Below are 17,211 nucleotides of genomic sequence, written 5' to 3'. Positions count from 1 at the left end.
TCGCGTGGTTTACGGCAGCAGCGAGGTGTAGGATTGCTGCAGCTGGGTGGAGGCCTTGAGCGCCGCCACACCGGCCTGCGCCTGAATCTGCGACTGCGTCAGCTTGGTGCTGACCGCCGGGATGTTGGCGTCCTGCACCACGCCGAGAGCGGTGGTGAGGTTTTGGCTGGTGGTGTTCATGTTGTTGATGTTCGCGGTGAGGCTCTGCTGCACGGCGCCCAGCGAACCGCCCTGGTTGTTCAACGTGGCCAGCGAGTACTTCACAACGTTGATCGCGGCATTCGCGCCACTGGTGTTGGACACGTTGATGTCACCCAGATCGGCAAGGCTGGAGTTGCCCTTCACGCCGATGGCCGCACCGTTGGTAACGGAGAAGGCGCCGGAGGACTGCAACTGCACTTGGCCCTGGATCACTGCCGATGCCGCACCAGTCTTGATCAACGCGCCAGCGATGGCCGTGCCCTTGGAGTTAACCGCCTGCAGAGAGCCGGAGCTGGCACCGGTGATGTTGATGTTCTCACCAGCGGACTGCGTAAGGACCAGGTTGTTGTTTTTATCGAGCGACGCGGTGATGCCGCTGGTCGAGGATTGGCTGTTGATCTCAGACACCACGCCTGCGGCCGAGGACGCGACGATCTTCTGCTGGCTGCCAATCGTGGTCGCGCCGCTGCTCGCCGCTTGAATGCTGAACTGGTACTGGCCGTTCGTGCCAGCCGTCAGCTGGAAAGTCGCCTGGGTGTAGGCCTGGGCCTGCACGCCAGCCTGGCTCGACAGGTTGTTGACCGTGGCCGCCAGGGAGGCGGCGGATTCTCCGGCGGTGGACGTGACCGCCTGGCTGGCGCCGTTGGCGCCGGTGATGGTCGCGGCGCCGGCCGTGAAGGCACCCACTGCCGCACCCGGCGCGCCGAGCGTGATGGCCGCGCTGCCGACCTGGCCATTCTTGGCCGACCCATTGGTGCCTTTATAAACGGCGCTCGCCGCCGAGGAATGCCACATGCCGATCGCGTTGGCATTGGTGTTGGAAATCGAGAGGCTCATCGTCTGCCCCTCATTCGCGCCAACCTGAAACTGCACGCCCTGGAAAGAGCCGTCGAGCAGGTTGATGTTATTAAACTGCGTCTGCTTGGCGATGGTGGAGACCTGGCTGGTCAAATGGCTGGCCAAAGTTTGCAGAGACTGCGACTCAGCGGCGGTCTGCGTGCCGTTGGCGGCCTGCACGGCGATGGAGTTCAGCTGCTGAACAATGCCGATCTGCTGGGAAATGGCGCCCTGCGCCGTCTGCAGCAGGGAGACACCCTGATTGGCGTTGGAGACCGCCTGGGTGAGGCCGTTGAGCTGCGAGGTGAAGCCCTGCGCGGTAATATAGCCCGCCGGGTTGTCGGACGGGGAGTTGATCGACAGACCGCTGGAAAGCTGAGTCTCAAGGTTGTTGTTGTTCGCGGTGGTGTTGGCGAGAGAGTTGAGCCCCGAGAGGGCACCGGTATTTGTCAGGATGGAACCAACGGCCGACATGATGATCTCCTTGTTTGAGGTTGCCGTACCCCTTTATTCGCGGCTGGCGGGTTTTGTTTTCATATTTTACAACTTAAAATTTTATCCGACAGAAAAATTCCAGATGCCGCTTATTGCAGCTGCACCACCGGCCCCTGCGCCGTGACCTCGGCGGAGAAACGCCGGCCCGAGGAGGGATTGGTGAGCAAAATCGTGTCGCCGATGCGGCCCGGCTGCTGCGCCACGGCGTTGACCGAGAGCACCACGCCGCCGCTGATAACCTGAACCGTGACCGTCTGCCCGGCTTTGATGACCAGCGGGGCCTGCACCGTGTCTTGCGTGATAACCATGCCCGCGGCGAGGGACATCATGACGCTGGAACCGACGAGCTGGGCGGGGTCGGCGAAGACCTGCCGCCCGGCGAAAAGCTGCACCGGCTCGCGCCGCACGGTGAGGTCGCCAGCCGCCAAACTCTGCCCGGCGGCCACGGGATGCGCGGTGACCACCACATCCTCGCTCTGCGCCACGGTGACGGCGACATAGAGTGTCCAGCCCGGGGTGGGGCAATGCACCGCCGCCTGCTCATAAGGCGCCACGCCGCTCATGCTCACGGCCAGCGGGGCGGTGCAGGCCTGCATATAGGCCGCCCCGGTCACCGGCCCCAGGGTGAGGGTGGCGTCGGGCGGCGCCACCATCTGCGCGGCTTGGCGCACGGCCGCGCTCACCGCGCCGGGGTTCTGCCCGGCGAGGGCAAAGCCGGGCCAGAGGGCGAGCAGGGCGGCGAGGGCGCGGCGGTTCACTCCGCCGCGCTCCGCAGCCCAGCGGCGCTGGCGCTGAAATCAACCCAGGGGGGCGGGACGTCTTCGCTGGCGGGCAGGGCGAGCGCGGCTTGGCGGGTCTTTTGGCCGTGTTTCAACGTGGCGGTAAGATCGGCCACCGCGCCGCTGAGCGCCTCCTTCCAGGCTGGAAGGCGGTTCTTCAGCCGCAGCGCGCCGAGGCTGGAGGGGATGTCGAAGCGGTCATCCACCAGCAGATGGCACCCCGCCGCCGCTGCCAGCAGGAGGGGGTAGTGATCGGCGTAAGCCTCCATATTGGCGGGGCGGACCATGATCTGCGGCCCCAGCTCGGTCATCGCCTGCGCCCAGTCCGCCTCGGTCTCGGGCAGAGTGAGACGGGACATGGCGCCTGGATAGGTCTCGCCGGAGCGCTCGACCACGATCCAGGCGGCACTGTCCAGCGTGGCGGCGATCAGCTCCTGGAACCAGGGCGGGTTGTTGCCCTCATCGACCCAGAGCACGCGCGGCTTGGTGTTGAGCCCAGTGCCGGGTTGCAGGCCGGCCCAGATGTGACGCGACAAGCCGGGGCGCCACAACCCAACCGGCTGGCCCGGGGGAACCAGGCCGCGCAGCTTGGCCACCAACGCGGGTGAGGTGGCATAAACGCCGGAGGCGGCGGCCAGCACGGGCTTGGCCGAGTCGAGATCGGCGGGCATGGCAGTGTAGAGCGCGGTGTAGGCCGGGCTGTGGGGGAAGGCCGGAACGGCCGGATTCACCCGCACCCAGGCGGCTGGGGCGCGGCGGCCAAGCTCGGCGGCGTTGGGCCGTTCGGGCGCCCAATCGGCCGAGCAGACGCCGTCGCGGCGCAGCGTCCGCGCCGCGTTGAGCGCCGCCGCGCCGGGGCCAGGGGCGCCGGTGACCAGCAGGTCCAGCGGGTCGGCCGGGCTGGCGGGCACCAGCCCGGCGCGGGCTTCGTCGGCCAGGAGATCACCATGCAGGGAGAGCGCGGGATGGTGATAGGGATCGGCCCAGGGCAGCGCCCGCGCGGCTTCCGACCCCTGGCGGAACGAAGCGGCGGCATCGGCCTGCACCGCGCCGGCGGGCATGACGAAGGAGATATCCGGGGTCCAGACCAGCCGCGCCCCCTGGGCACGGATCTGCGCGCACAGGTCGATCCACAGCGCGTCGCCGCTCAGGGCCGGGAAGTCGCAGGCGGCCAGGGCGGCGGTGCGCGCCAGCAAGCCGGGCGGCGCCAGGGCGCTGGCCTCCTGGTCCACCAGCAGCCAGCCGCCGGGGCCAGGGTCGTCGGCCAGATGCCCAGCGCCCAGGCGGGTATCGGCGCCGATCACGATCGGCCCCTGCACCATGGTGAGGGTCTTGTTGGCGCCCTCAAGCGGCACCAGCGTGCGTGCCGCCACCAGGGCCACGCCGGGGTCGGCCAGGCGCATGCGCAGCGCCTCCCGCCAATAGGGCGAGGCCGTCTCGGCCCGCGCATCCAGCACCGCGACATGCGGGGTGGGTACCAGCGCCAGCGCCTGGCGCAACGCCTCGGCCTGGGTGAGGCCGGGCGCGGGCGGCACGGCGAGCACCTTGCCCTCCAGCGCCGCGGTCTGGCGCCTGACCTCGGTGAGATAATTCTGCAGACCGGGATTCAGCTCCGCCCCAGCCAGGATCACCGGGCCGGTGAGCGGCTGCCCGCTGAGCAGCGCGGTGAGCCAGCCATTGAGGGCCGGAACCTCGCCGCCATCGCAGAGCATGATGATGCTGGTGCCCGGGTCGGCCACATTGCGCATGTGGTGGAACAGCCCGAGATGCTGGCGGTTCTGCACCTCGGCCGGCAGCCCGGCGCGCCGCAGATGCTCCTGCACCGCCTGGGCGGCGCGGGCGCAGAATATGTCCGCCCGGATGTCGTCGCGCCGACTTTGCGCGCTGCGGGTGAACAGCGCCTCCGGCAGGCGCTCGACCTTGGCACCGGCCTCGGCCAGCCGGAGCTGGACATCGAACTCCTCGGCCCCGGCGCGCGCCGGGTCGAACCCGCCCAGGCGGCGCACGGCGCCCGCGCCGTACCACACCCAATCGCCGAGGTAGGCGGCCTGACGCAGGCGGGTGATGTCCCAGCTCGGTTTGCGCCGCACCCACTGGCCGTTTTCACGCGGGACGATCTCGTCGCAATACAGCATCTCGGCCCCAGTGGCGGCGGCTTGGAGGGCGAAGCGCAGGCAGGCGTCGGGGGAGACCGTGTCGCCGGCATTGAGCACGGCGAGATAATCCGCGCCCGCCGCCGCGTCGTTCAGCGCGGCGCAGAGGGCGCGGCTCATCGCCTCTGGCGCCGGGTCAACCGCCGTCACCTGATGGCCATCGAGCGATAATGGATCGGCGGCCAGGATAATGATCCTGGCTGGCCGCTCCCACTGCCCGTCGAGCGCGGCCAGGGTGTCGTTCACCGCGTGGGCGCGGCCAGCGGGCGCGGCGATCACGACAGCAAGGCGCGGCAGCTCTCCCGCCGCCGCCTGCATCGCGCGCAGGCGGGTCCTGGCGCCGTCATCGCTGCGTTCGGGCGGACGCAGGGCGGTGGCGCCACCGGCGGGCCGCGCCGCCCCGGCGACCTGGGTGAAGGAGCCGCCCAGAGCCGGTAGCGCGCGGCCGCGGCTGGCGCCGATCTCACTCAGGAAGCCGACGAGATCGGCGGTCTCCTCGGCGAAACCGTCCCACATTTCGGGGATGAACTCCCGTGCCTGGATCGCTTCCCACGTGCGGGCAACGAGGCGCTCCAACGGGCGGCACAGCCCCTCGCGCGCAAGCGGCTCGCTACGGTTGAGCTGGGTGGTGAGGTAGCTGGCGGCGTCCTCCACCCCGCGCGCACCGAGCGGCAGATCCAGCTCCACGGCAATCCGGCGCAGCTGCGCGGAGGGGCTGTCGAGCAAATCCTGGTAGGTCGTCCAGCTGCGCGGCAAATGCCGGGCCAGACGCTCGCCAGAGGTGGCGTAGGTCATCCATAGCAACAAGGCATGGGCGCGGCTCAGGCCATTCTTGCGCTGCTGGCTGGCGGCGGCGGTCCACGGGTCGCGGAAGATATGCACCACATGCGGCTTGTGCCCGGCCTGCCGGGCGGCGCGCTCATAGGCGGGCAGGGTGCGGCACAGATGCGGGTGCTTCAGCCCCCAGAGCTTATCCGCGGAGAGGAAGCGCCGGCGGATGATTTCCTCAAGGCGCGACCAGAAGGCACTGAGATCGGCGCGCTCGGTCCAGCCGGGCGGCAGGCCGCGCACATCCGTCCAATCCACGCCCAGGCGCGCGAACAGATCGGCATCATATTGGATAAGCTCCGGAATTTCATAGAAGCCGAGCGGGTTGTGCTCGTTTGGGTCAGCATCGTTATAGAACTTTACCCCCGCGCGCATTAGCGCGCCGGAGAGCGCGGACGTGCCGCTGCGGTAGTAACCGACAATGAAAATCGCGTCCGACATGGCGGCATCCTTAGAGATATTTGAACAGGCTCAGGCTCTGCACCGTGCCGAATGTCTTCATCGCGGCCTGCAGGGCGGTCATGGTCTGGGTCAGGCTGGAGATCGCCGCCGGCATGTTCACCGCCGTCGCGTTGTCGACATTGATTTGCGTTTTGGTGGCCTGCCCGGTGTTGCTGGCGGCGGCGGTGGTGATCGCCTGCAAGGTCACGCCGTTCTGCGCCTGCGCGGTCAGCACCGCCTGTTGATACTGGGCCAGCCCCGCGAGACTTTGGTTGAGCGCCTGGTTGGTCTGCGCCACCTGCGCCGGGGTGCCGCTGGTGCTGGCCAAGGCGTTGTAGATGTTTTGCAGCAGGGTGAAGGCCGATTGCGGGCGCGCGGGGGCAATGGTGAAACGATCGCCATTCGCCGGACTGCCGGTGATCTGATAATCCACGCCGGCCAGTTGCAGCGTGGTACCGCTGCTGGTGGAAAGCGTACCGCTGGCGATGGCGCTGCCATTCTGCGTCGCGGTATAGGTGTTGCCACCGCCAAAGGTGACGGTGATGGCCGCGCCGCCCTGCTGGAACGCGTTGGCGGCGCTGGCATTGACCACGCCCTGTTGCAAAATCTGCCCGCTGCCGGTGTTGGCGCTGTTGGCGGTGACATTGGAGATGCCATCCCCCGCCAGGCTGGAGACGAGGACATCGCCATTGGCGAGGGTGCTGGCCGTCTGCCCCGGGGCGATGCTGGCCCGCGAGCCTCCGCCATCGCCAAAATAGACGATATCGCCATTGGCGTTGGCTTGAAACGGCGCCAGCGAGCCGCGCGAGCCGCCGAACAGATAGGTGCCGTTCGGCGCTGTCTTGTTGCCGATGCCGAGCAGCTGCTGCGACGCGGATTTCACCTGCTGCGCGAGCGCGTTCATGTTGGCGGCGCTGGTGGTGCCGTTCAGCGCCTGCTCGACGATGGTCTGCACATTGTCGAACAGCGTGCTCATCGAGGAATAAGCGTCGCTCACATTGCCGAGCTGCACCTGCACGGCGGCCTGGGTGGTGTTGTCACCGTTCAACTGGCTGATCTGATCATTGCCCAGCACGCCAGTCTCATACGCCGCAGGGTTCTGGTCCGGCGTCTGCACCGCCACACCGCTGGAGATCTGCTGTTGCAGCTGCGCGATCTGCGCCTCCTGCGCGGTGAGGGAGGCGGTGAAGCTGGTAAAGAGCGACAAATCCATTTTGGTCTCCTTTGGGACCATATGGCGGGCTAAATCTTAGCGTTTGATTACAAACCGGCGCGGGAGCGGCCCCGCCAGGGCAGATTTTGCGCCGCCTTCAGCTCCGCTGCCGCGCTGGCCTGGCGTTGAAGCGCGCGCAGCCGCTCGGCCAGCTTGCGCCGGTGCGCCTTGAGCCGGGCGAGATCGGCAATGGCCGCATCCAGCCGCGCGCGCGTGCCGGCTTCGGTGTCGGTGAGCTGGCCTTGCGCGCCCAGGGCTCCGGCCGCGAATTGCCCGGCCCGGCGCGCCTGCGCCGCGCTCACCACCGCGCCGCCCTGCCAGCTGGCGGCGAGGCGCTCGCGATAGGAAACCAGCATACCACGCTGATACGCCGCCTGCTGCAAGGCTAAATTTTGCTGGCTGATGGTTTCGAGCAGCGCGGCCTCGCGCTCGGCGGCCAACAGATCCAGCCGGGCGAGCGTCGCCGCCTTCACGCCGCTTCACCCAGGGCCGCGCGCAGCGCCGCCACGCTCTCGGCCAGGGTTACGCCGGACTCTTTGTCCTGACGCAGCAGCGCCTCCATGGCCGGGGCGCGTTGAATGGCTTCGTCCAGTAACTTGTCCCGCCCCGGCGCATAGGCGCCGAGGTCGATGAAATCCTGCTTCTCCCGCTTACGCGCCCAGAGCGCGCGGAAACGCGAGGCAAGCGCCATATGCTCAGGCGGCACCAGCCCCGGCATGGGGCGCGAGAGCGAGGCGGTGATGTCGATCGGCGGGTAGATCGCAGCCTCGACCATGGCGCGGGACAGCACGATATGGCCGTCCAGCACCGAGCGCGCCGTGTCGCCCACCGGATCGCCCACGTGGTCGTCACCCTCCACCAGCACCGTGTAGATCGCGGTGATGCTGCCCTGCCCTTCCGCGCCATTGCCAGCACGCTCGACATAGGCCGCGAGCGCGCCGAATACCGAGGGCGGATAGCCCTTGGTGGCGGGCGGCTCGCCCACCGCCAGCCCGATTTCGCGCTGCGCCATGGCCAGGCGCGTGAGGCTATCCACCACCAGCAGCACGTGCTGGCCCTGGGCCCGGAAATATTCAGCAATGGCGGCGGCGCGATAGGCGCCATGCACGCGGCTCAGCGCGGTATCGTCGGCGGGCGAGGCCACCACCACGCTGCGCTGCCGCGCATGGCCGAGATGGTCCTCGATGAACTCCCTGATCTCGCGCCCGCGCTCGCCGATCATCGCCACCACCACCACATCGGCCTGGGCATGGCGCGAGAGCATGCCGAGCAGCGTGGTCTTACCCACGCCCGACCCCGCGAATAGCCCCACACGCATGCCGCGCCCGAACGTGGCCAGCGCGTTGATGGCGCGCACGCCGACATCGAAGGGCTGGTCCAGACGCGCGCGGGTCATCGGGTTCACGCTCACGCCCATCAGCGGCCAGGGGTGCGATACGGCGGGCGGCGGCAAGCCGTCCAGCGGGGCGCCGCGCGCATCCAGCACCCGGCCGAGCAGTTCCGGGCCGACCAGCGGCGCGTGCGTGCCGCCCTCCACATGCACCCGCGCGCCGCGCACCACCCCGCGCGCGCCCTGCTCGGGCATCAGCAGTAGCCCACCCTCCTGGAACCCGACGATCTCGGCCGGTAGCGGGGCGGCGTCCGGCATGTCGATCAGGCAGCGCGCCCCGATCGGCGCGCGGATGCCGCTGGCGTGCAGCACATCGCCGCTGGCGCGCACGATGCGGCCGAAGCGGCGCACCGGGTCCACCGCCAGCGCCGCGCGGACGCGCTCACGCGCCTGCGCACGCACGGCCTCAATGTTGATCATGCCATATCCTCCGCCAAGCCGAGCGCGTTGCGGATCGCCTCCGCCCGCCCCTGCAATGTCGCGTCCCACTCGATCTTATCGAGCGGATCGCCATCCGGGCTGCTCAGTTCGGCCAGCGCGCCGCCCGGCGCGATGTTGTCATCGGCGATCAATTGCGCGGTTTGCGGCCCGAGCAGCGGGGTGATCTCGGCATGGTCGGCGGGGTTGAGGCGAAGGCGCAGCGATTGGCGCGGCCCGCGCGCGGCGGCGGCTTCCTCCAGCAGCGTGGTCACCAGCGTTTGCAACCCCGCGGCATTGCGGCCAGCCTCGGCGCCGATGATGTGCCTTGCCAGCAGAAAGGCGAGTTCAGTGACAAGGCCGGCGAGATCGTGCTCCTTCTGCGCCAGCGGCGCGGCGAGCTGGGCGGTGGCGGCTTGCAGCGCCCCGGCGGCGGAGGTAAGCGCCGCGCGCAAGGGCGCGGCCTCGGCGAGGGCGGTTTGCAGCCCGGCTTCACGCCCCTCGGCTTCGGCTTTTTCGCGCAGCTTGGCGGCCTCCTGGCGCGCGCGCCGCGTGATCTCTGCGTCCTGCGCGGCCAGATCGGCCATATCTTGCGCCAACACTGTCTGCACGAAAGCTTTGTTGCGCGCCTCGGATACCGTGACGAAGCTCATGGCTGCACCTCCTTACCGTTCGCCGTCTGGCGCAGGGCGGCGCCGAGCAGCGCGATGCCGAGAGTCATCCCAGGTGTGAGCAGCGCCAGCGCCGCGCGCACTAGCAGCGCCACCGCCAGCACCTGTAGCGCCCACACCCCGGCGCTCGCCACCGTGAAAGTCAGCGGTTCATGCACCGCCCCCCAGGCCGCCGCCGCCGCGATGGTCAGCATCATCGGCTTCAGAAGTTTCGGCTTTTTTGCTCCCTTCGCCATCAACCATCCTCCTTATTTCTGCGCTGGATCAGGTGCGTGCACCACAACGACCACGCGCCGGTTCTGCGCGCGCCCCGCATCGGTGCTGTTATCGGCAACTGGCGAGAATTCGCCGAACCCTTCCGCCGCGAGTTGTTCGCCTTGCACACCGGAGGCGACAAACAGCGCCACGACTGTCACCGCGCGCTCCGCTGAGAGCGACCAGTTGGAGGGAAATTGTGCGGTGGCGATGGGCTGATTATCGGTATAGCCCTGCACGACGATGCGGAAGCCATCTGGGAGACTGACAAAGCCGGCCGCGACCTGCTTCAACAGCGCCGTGCCTTGCGGCGTCAGATCAGCCTCGCCCGAGGGAAACAGCACCGAAGCGTCAAGCTGGATTGTCAGTGTCAGCGGCGCGCTGGTCACTGTCATCTGATGCTTCTCGATCATCGGCTGGAACAGGGCGGAAAGTTTCATCTGCAATGCCTGCAGGGTCTGCATGGAATCGGAAAGCTGATGCGCCATGGTCTTGGGCAGTTTCGAGGCTCCCGGTGTTTCCTTTGGCTTTGGTACCGCCGAATCCTGATGCTGAAGCACGCCGCGCGAGCCCGTTGGCGTGGGCGTGGTGATTGCGGGCGGCATGCCCTGGAAAGCCTGTAGGAAAGATTTCGCCACCTCGTCCGCCTTGTGCCGGTCGCGCTGCGACGACGCATATAAAACCACGAACGTGGCCAGCAGCAGCGTCAGCAAATCGGCGTAGGAAATAACCCAGCGCTCGTGATTTTCAGGCTTTTGGGGTTTCGCTTTCTTTTTGGGTACAGACGCCATGCATCGCTACTCCGCTGGCGCGGCGACGGCTTCCGGCTCGGCATCCGCACCGCCCTTGCCCTTCTTCTTGCCATGGTCATCGAGGAAGGAGCTGAGATTTTGCCGGATGACGATACCTGGCTTGCCTTCCGCCAGCAGCATGAAACCCTGCATCACCACCTCGCGCTCGCGTTCCATTTTTTTGGCAAGCTGCTTCAGGCGGTTGCCTAGTGGCAACGCGACCAGATTGGCGAAGCCAACGCCGTACACCGTTGCGATGAACGCGGTGGCGATGCCTTCACCCAGCTCGTCCGGGTGGTCGAGGCGCATCATCACATGGATCAGCCCCATTACCGCGCCCATTACGCCGATGGTTGGGGAGTAGCCTCCCATCGCCTCCCAGACCTCGGCCGGGATCTGCTGATGATGCGCGGCATTCTCGGCCATCGTGCCAAGGATGATGGCGAAATCGTCGGGCGAGGTGTTGTCGACGATCATCTGCAGCCCCTGTTTCTGGAACGGATCTGAGACATCCGGGATCACGCTTTCCAGCGCCAGCGTGCCCTGGCTGCGCGCCAGCGAGGACCACTCGGTCACCTGATCGATGAATTTATGCAAATCAACCGAGGGCGGCTTAATCAGCCACATGAACGCCTTGAGGCCGCTGATCATGTTGCCCAGGCCGAAATGCAGGGTGGAGGCCGAAAACGATCCGCACAGCACAATCAGAAAGGCGGTGAAATTGAGCAGTGAGCTTAGCGGCACATGGTCTGATATCGCACCGCCAATAATGCTCAAAAATCCAGCGATCAAACCCAGTAGACTCGTCATGGCACCATTTCTTCCTTGGCGGCGGCGTTGATGTAGATCGCGAGGCTCTCAAGCGCGCGTTTGCGGATGCGCGACGCGTACCCCTCACTGATCTCCAGCACCGCGGAGATCTCGCGATTATTCATGTCGTTGAAAAAATGCATGGCAAGAACTTGATAATCCTGCTCGGACAGAGTTTTCAGCGCCGCCACCAGCAGGCTTCGGTTATCCTCGCGCTGCAGGATCGCGAGCGGATCCTCGGGCGCCAGACCACGCTCCACCGCCACCATCTCGACATGCTCAGGGTCAAAGGAGGCTTCACCCCGGCGATGGGCGCCATCGCGGCGCAACCCGTCAATCATGGCGCCTCGAATCCGCCGCGAGGCGAAGGCCTGGAACTCAACCCCCAGGCTCGGGTCGAAACGCTGCGTCGCCTCCATCATGCCGATCGCGCCCCATTGCAGCAGTTCGTCGAGATCCGCCCAGGGCATCCGCGACCTGAGAAGCAGCGCCATGCGCTTGATCCAATTACCGTAGAGCGCGGTTAAGGCGGCGTCATCGGTGCGCGAGACGGCTTCAGGCATGCACGCCTCCGGGCTCTGCGGTGGTAATCACCTGCAGCGGCATCGTGTCAGGAATTTCCTCCAGCGCGACGACAGGAAGCAGCCCCGACACCGTGCGCGCGATGGCGCGGCGCATATTCGCCTGCACCACCAACACCGGCCGCGCGCCTTTCGCCCGCATCGTCCGCGCCGCCTGCACCGCCGCGTCGCGCAGATGCTGCGCCGTCTCGGCCTCGACCTCGGCCCCCATGCCGCCATCCTTGGCCGTGCGGAGAGATTTTCCGATCAGCTCCTCCAGCTTCGGTTGCAGCACGGCCACACGCAATGTCGTCTCTGTGCCTGCAAGTTGGCTGACGATAAAGCGCCCGAGCCGCAGGCGCACCGCCGCCAGCAATTTCTCCGGCTCCTTCGCTCCAGCATCGGCGGCTTCCACCAAAGCTTCGGCGATGCGCTCAAAATCACGGATCGGCACTTCCTCGGCGAGCAGCCCTTGCAAGACCTGCCGGACGACGCCAATGGACAGGTTGGTTCGCAAATCCTCAGCCAGGCGCGGCGTGGTTTCAGCGAGGCGGGTCATCAGCCCCTCCACCTGCGGGCGGCCGAGCAACTCGGCACCGTAGCGCTTCAAAATCTCGGCAAAATGCGTTGCGATGGCCGACGGCGCGTCGACAACCGTATAGCCCAACTCCTCCGCCGCCGGAATCGCGCCTGGCGGAATCCAGACCGCCGCCTGGCCGAAGGCCGCATCTTTCACTGCCCGGCCGATGGTCAGCTTTTCCGTTACCATCGGGCCTTCGATCGCCAGCCACTGGCCGGGCCACACCTCGCCACCGCCAATCGCGGCGCCGCGCAGGGTAAAGCGATAGCCATGCGCGGTTAGTTCCGAGGAGTCGCGGATATGCACCGCCGGCACCAGAAATCCCATCGCGCGGCCGTAACGCTGGCGCACGGCGGTCAAGCGGTTGAGCAAGCGCCCCTCGCCCGCCCCGACTAGCGGCGTAAGGGCGAAGCCGATATTCATACCCAGCGGATCGACCCCGGTGACATCCACCAGCGAGTCCACTTTCGCCTCCGCAGGCTGGTTGTCGATGCCGCCAGTTTTACCGGCTTCGGCCGCGGCCTCAGGCGCTTGCGCGGCGCGCGAGAGCCGCCAGGACGCCGTGCCCAAAGCCGCGGCCAGAGCGAAAAACGGGATATGCGCCATCTCGGGGATCAGCCCGATCGCGCCGGTCAGCGCCGCCGCGATAGCGAGCGCCTGAGGATATTTGGAAAGCTGCGACTTGATCTGCCCACCGATATCCTCGCCCGTGGCGACGCGCGTGACCACCAAACCGGCGGCGACCGAAATGGTGAGCGAGGGAATCTGCGCGGCGAGACCATCACCCACCGTCAACAGCGTGTAGGTGCGCGCGGCGTCGGCTAGCGGCAGGCCGAATTGCAGGGTGCCTATGATGAGACCGCCAACCATATTGACAACGAGGATGATCATCGCCGCCACCACGTCGCCGCGCACGAATTTGCTGGCGCCGTCCATGGCACCGAAGAAATCCGCCTCACGCCGCAACATTTCGCGCCGCCGCTCCGCCGCCTGGGGCGAAAGGATGCCGGCATTGATCTCGGCATCGATCGCCATTTGCCGGCCGGGCAGACTATCCAGCATGAAGCGGGCCGAAACCTCGGCCACACGCGAAGCGCCTTTGGTCACCACGACAAAATTAATGATAATGAGGATGACGAAGATGATGCCGCCAACCACATAATTGCCGCCCACGGCGAACTGGCCGAAGGATTCGATGACCCGACCGGCAGCGCCCGGCCCGGCATAGCCATTGAGCAGAATGGCGCGCGCGGTGGCGACGTTGAGGGCCAGGCGCATCAACGTTGTCGCCAGCAACACGGATGGAAAGGCCGAGAATTCCGCTGGCGAGGGAATGTAAAGCGATGCGCCGAGAATCACGAGTCCGGCCGAAATATTCAACGCGAAGAGAAACGATATGCACGCCGGCGGCAACGGCACCACCAGCATCACCAGCACGAGCAGAACGACAATGGGCCCGGAAAGCTGCGTGAGACTCAGTGGATTGGCGCGCGGCAGCGCGGCGGCATCAGCCATGGATCAACCCCGGAATGGCGAGAAACAAACGCGCGGCGTAGGCTTCCACGCCCCCCAGCATCAGCCGCCCTGCCGCCGTGCTGAGCGCCGCTAGTCCGGCGAGTTTTAATACAAAGGGGATCGACGCCTCTTTGACCTGCGTGGCGGTTTGCACAATGCCCACGGCGAGACCGATGACCAGCATGAGCAGCATTATTGGCGCGGCGAGCTCAGCAAATGCCACCCAGGCGCCCACGCTCAACCCTTGGGAACTCATGCCTCGCCTCCGGTATCCGTCGTAGAATCCTCAACCAGCGCCGTCACCCGCACGCCGTAGCGGTCATTGCCCACGGCCACGACTTCGCCATAGGCCATCTTCTGGTCATTGGCATAAATCGCCAGCGGTTCTCCAACCGCCTGGTTGAGCGCCAGGATCTGCCCATGCCGCAGCGCGCGCAAATCTTTCACCGTGATCTGCGTGCGCCCGAGTTCCACCGAGAGGGCCACCTGCACCTTGTCGAGCACATTGCGCGCGGTGAGGATGGGAGCGCCACGCGGCTGGCCTTGCAGGCGCTCCAGTTCAACGCGCTCCGGCTCGGCTAGCCGGTCGGCTGTATTGGCACGGGTTTTCTGTTCAGACATGCTTGCATCTCCCTCTTCGTCAATTGCCCTCACCCGGCAGCAGACCTGGCCATTCTCCTGGCCATAATCAGCCCAGAAGAGATCGACATCGCCAGAAACCGCGACCGCCTCGCCCCAGAGGGAGAGCGGCAGGATGCTGCCCATCGCCACCCGCTCGAACACCGCCAGCGGCACCACGGCGCGGGCGACTTCGAATCGGAGATCAACCTGCGTCATTTCCGCAAGCGACTCGATGGCGTTGATCCAGCTTGTATCTTCGCCCCGCCCGCCAAGCAGCCCCGATTGCGCCGCCACCTTGGCCTCCAGCGGCTCGAACCCCGCATAAGGGGCAATCAGCTTGATCGTCCCGGAGCCGAGCGCGGTTTCAAAAATGCCAGTGACTGTAATCATCCAGTCCTGACCGTCGGCGATCGCGAGCATGCCGGTCGCGTTTTCATAGGCGATGGGCGTAAGGTCCAACTGTACCGCGGGATTCAATGTCTCTGTGATTGTCGCGAGCGACAGATCGATCATCTGCCTGCCGATGCGGGTTTCCATCATCGACAGCTCATAACGCTCGAACGGATGCACCGTCGTGGCGCCGCACAGCGCGTCGACCATCGCACCGATCAGATCACCATCAATCGCCAGCAACATGCGTCCACGCAGCGGCGCGAGTTCGGAAATGCCCGCCAGCATCACCTCTGGCAGCGCGGATATCGCGGCTTCGTGACTAATCACGTTGTTGATGCAGGAAAGTAACTGCACCGAGTGACGCATACGCTGGAAGAGCGCAAAGGCGATCTGCCGCATGAAGCGGTCAGACAGATTCTCCATGAGCAGCGACCGCAATTGCGGCGCGCGCATGGGGTCGAGAAGATCGATGGTTTCCGCCTCCATAAACTCCTCAAGCATAAGCGCTCACTCCACCATTATCGCGCCGCAAAGTTTCCGTTGCGTTGCGTTGGGGCGTACTGGTACCGTCACCGCGCCAGCCCTGCCCGCTTTGTCCGCCCTGTCCTGCGTTTTGGCCGAACTGGCCACCGATCTGCGCTTGACCCAGCGTGAGGCCGGATTGCGCCATCGCCTGCGATAACCCGCTCAGGCCCGATTGCAGGGCCTGCGCCCCCGCAGCGGAATCCGGTACGAACAATACGTTTACCTGCCCCTGTTGACCGAGCCCAACATGCACCGACAGATTACCCAAGCCCGGCGGATCAATGTGGAGCACGGCGCCACTCTGACCAGCCTGATGCATGGCGCTGACCGTGGCGGCCAAGGCCGAGGAGGAACTCGCCGCAATGCTGGTACTGCCCAATGCGACGGGCAGAGCCGAGATCGTTCCGGATATGACCGTTGCGATGGGAGTACCAAGCGCCGCAACGTTACCCTGTGCGACCACCGCGATCGAGCTGGCATCAATGCGACGCGGGGTGTCGGTTGCCTTCGTTGGCACCGCCATCGTAACGGTCTGCCGCACCAAGCCACGCGCGAGCAGGCCGGCGACCGTACTCGGCGTTGGCTTCGTCCCCGCAGTTTGCAACACCGCGATTGGGGCGGCCGCTTTGCCATTTCCGGTTCTGGAAGCGCTCTCGCCATCCGCGTCAGGCTGCTGTTGCATCAGCTCGACGCTGGCCTGCTGCATCAAGGCTGTCCGCGATACCTCGCCACTCTGAGCGCTCATCGCTGAAGCGCCAATATTTGCCTTCACATCCGCGGCAGGCCTCGTCGCCGCGCCGTGCAATGCCTCCTGCGCCCCCGGGTGTACATCGATCACCTTGCTTCCCGAACCAGCAAGACTGTCCGGCACCGCGCCATGACCTTGCTGAATCGCGGCGGCGGCCGCATCTGCGGGCGTTGCGCTTGTACCCGACGCGGCATCGGCAGCCATCTGGGTTTTGCCACCACCCGGCACCAGCCTTTCGGCTTGCGGCATGTTACCCGCGAGCATTATGGCAAGTGGATTCGCGCTCTGCGTTCTCTTGTCCGTCTGCACGGCAGGTGCCGCGTCACTCGAAGTAACCGACGACGTCAACGCCATGTGCTTCGCAGGCTTTTTCTCCGCCGAGGGAATGGTGGATTGATCGGCGCTAACGCCGTCCGCGGGCACCTTGGCTTGGCTAGCGCCTTTATCAGGCTCTCCCGACCCGGCTTCATTGCCCGATATTCCGAGAACAGCCGCATCAGCCGGCGCGACGGTGTTGGCTTGCGCCAGCGCGCTCGACCACGTCCCCGCATCGGATCTGGACGCGCTGCCGGCGGCAAGCGCTGTCGATTGGGTTACTGAACTGATCGCGGGAACGGTCATCAGACCATCTCCTCTGTCGCGCTGATGGTAATGCGCCCTTCGCCCGAAAGCCTGAGCGCGACTTCGACAATTTCGCTTTGCGCGGCGAGCGCATCGGCGCGGCGGATGGGTGGGCCGGACCGCAACTCCTCCTTGAGAATCTCCACTTGCCGGGCCGAAAGATTCTGGAAAAAGCGGGTTCGCAAAGTTTCGTCCACCAGACGCAACGCCGGGGCGAGTTTTTCGCCAGGAACCTCACGCAGCAAGATCTGCATCGAGCGGTCTGTCAGCCTGATAAGATCGATGAAGGTGAATAGATTCTCGCGGATCTTCTCCGCCGTCTTCGCGTCTCGCGCATCGATCGCGTTGAGGATCGTGTCGGACATGC

16 protein-coding genes are annotated in these 17,211 nt (G+C 66.1%); all 16 read right to left on the bottom strand.

Features of this window, described 5'->3' with window-relative positions:
* Positions 1 to 9: 9 nt before the first annotated feature.
* Entirely contained in the window at positions 10 to 1,512 is a 1,503-nt protein-coding gene (locus tag LI953_RS13150; RefSeq protein WP_227076550.1) for a flagellin, read from the bottom strand.
* A gap of 110 nt (positions 1,513 to 1,622) precedes the next feature.
* Complete coding sequence (flgA, locus tag LI953_RS13145; protein WP_227076549.1) at positions 1,623 to 2,291, bottom strand: flagellar basal body P-ring formation chaperone FlgA; 669 nt, start codon at positions 2,289 to 2,291, stop codon at positions 1,623 to 1,625.
* Complete coding sequence (locus tag LI953_RS13140) at positions 2,288 to 5,734, bottom strand: hypothetical protein (protein ID WP_227076548.1); 3,447 nt, start codon at positions 5,732 to 5,734, stop codon at positions 2,288 to 2,290. Before LI953_RS13140 ends, flgA begins: the two co-directional genes overlap by 4 nt.
* A 10-nt stretch (positions 5,735 to 5,744) precedes the next feature.
* Complete coding sequence (gene flgL, locus LI953_RS13135; RefSeq protein WP_227076547.1) at positions 5,745 to 6,947, bottom strand: flagellar hook-associated protein FlgL; 1,203 nt, start codon at positions 6,945 to 6,947, stop codon at positions 5,745 to 5,747.
* A gap of 47 nt (positions 6,948 to 6,994) precedes the next feature.
* Positions 6,995 to 7,420, bottom strand: a complete 426-nt coding sequence (locus LI953_RS13130) for a hypothetical protein (RefSeq protein WP_227076546.1) — start codon at positions 7,418 to 7,420, stop codon at positions 6,995 to 6,997.
* The gene (locus LI953_RS13125; RefSeq protein WP_227076545.1) at positions 7,417 to 8,757 is read right to left on the bottom strand and encodes a FliI/YscN family ATPase; all 1,341 of its coding nucleotides are present in this window, start codon (positions 8,755 to 8,757) and stop codon (positions 7,417 to 7,419) included. The genes LI953_RS13130 and LI953_RS13125 overlap by 4 nt, the downstream gene beginning before the upstream one ends.
* Entirely contained in the window at positions 8,754 to 9,407 is a 654-nt protein-coding gene (locus tag LI953_RS13120) for a FliH/SctL family protein (RefSeq protein WP_227076544.1), read from the bottom strand. The genes LI953_RS13125 and LI953_RS13120 overlap by 4 nt, the downstream gene beginning before the upstream one ends.
* Entirely contained in the window at positions 9,404 to 9,661 is a 258-nt protein-coding gene (locus tag LI953_RS13115; RefSeq protein ID WP_227076543.1) for a hypothetical protein, read from the bottom strand. Before LI953_RS13115 ends, LI953_RS13120 begins: the two co-directional genes overlap by 4 nt.
* 12 nt (positions 9,662 to 9,673) lie before the next feature.
* The gene (locus LI953_RS13110; protein WP_227076542.1) at positions 9,674 to 10,471 is read right to left on the bottom strand and encodes a flagellar motor protein MotB; all 798 of its coding nucleotides are present in this window, start codon (positions 10,469 to 10,471) and stop codon (positions 9,674 to 9,676) included.
* Between the two features lie 6 nt (positions 10,472 to 10,477).
* On the bottom strand, positions 10,478 to 11,281 hold the full coding sequence (locus LI953_RS13105; protein WP_227076541.1) for a flagellar motor protein: 804 nt from the start codon (positions 11,279 to 11,281) through the stop codon (positions 10,478 to 10,480).
* Complete coding sequence (locus tag LI953_RS13100; RefSeq protein WP_227076540.1) at positions 11,278 to 11,844, bottom strand: sigma-70 family RNA polymerase sigma factor; 567 nt, start codon at positions 11,842 to 11,844, stop codon at positions 11,278 to 11,280. Before LI953_RS13100 ends, LI953_RS13105 begins: the two co-directional genes overlap by 4 nt.
* Entirely contained in the window at positions 11,837 to 13,936 is a 2,100-nt protein-coding gene (locus LI953_RS13095; RefSeq protein ID WP_227076539.1) for a flagellar biosynthesis protein FlhA, read from the bottom strand. The genes LI953_RS13100 and LI953_RS13095 overlap by 8 nt, the downstream gene beginning before the upstream one ends.
* On the bottom strand, positions 13,929 to 14,192 hold the full coding sequence (locus LI953_RS13090) for a flagellar biosynthetic protein FliQ (protein WP_227076538.1): 264 nt from the start codon (positions 14,190 to 14,192) through the stop codon (positions 13,929 to 13,931). The genes LI953_RS13095 and LI953_RS13090 overlap by 8 nt, the downstream gene beginning before the upstream one ends.
* Positions 14,189 to 15,451: a FliM/FliN family flagellar motor switch protein gene (locus LI953_RS13085; protein ID WP_227076537.1), complete on the bottom strand. Its 1,263-nt coding sequence runs from the start codon at positions 15,449 to 15,451 to the stop codon at positions 14,189 to 14,191. Before LI953_RS13085 ends, LI953_RS13090 begins: the two co-directional genes overlap by 4 nt.
* On the bottom strand, positions 15,444 to 16,844 hold the full coding sequence (locus LI953_RS13080; protein ID WP_227076536.1) for a flagellar hook-length control protein FliK: 1,401 nt from the start codon (positions 16,842 to 16,844) through the stop codon (positions 15,444 to 15,446). The genes LI953_RS13085 and LI953_RS13080 overlap by 8 nt, the downstream gene beginning before the upstream one ends.
* On the bottom strand, positions 16,844 to 17,211 hold a 368-nt coding region (locus tag LI953_RS13075), incomplete at its 5' end, for a FliG C-terminal domain-containing protein (RefSeq protein ID WP_304505194.1). The genes LI953_RS13075 and LI953_RS13080, both read right to left, overlap by 1 nt.

The organism is Acidocella sp. KAb 2-4 (assembly GCF_020567705.1).
Classification (GTDB): domain Bacteria; phylum Pseudomonadota; class Alphaproteobacteria; order Acetobacterales; family Acetobacteraceae; genus Acidocella.
This window is presented reverse-complemented; position numbering and strand designations above follow the sequence as displayed.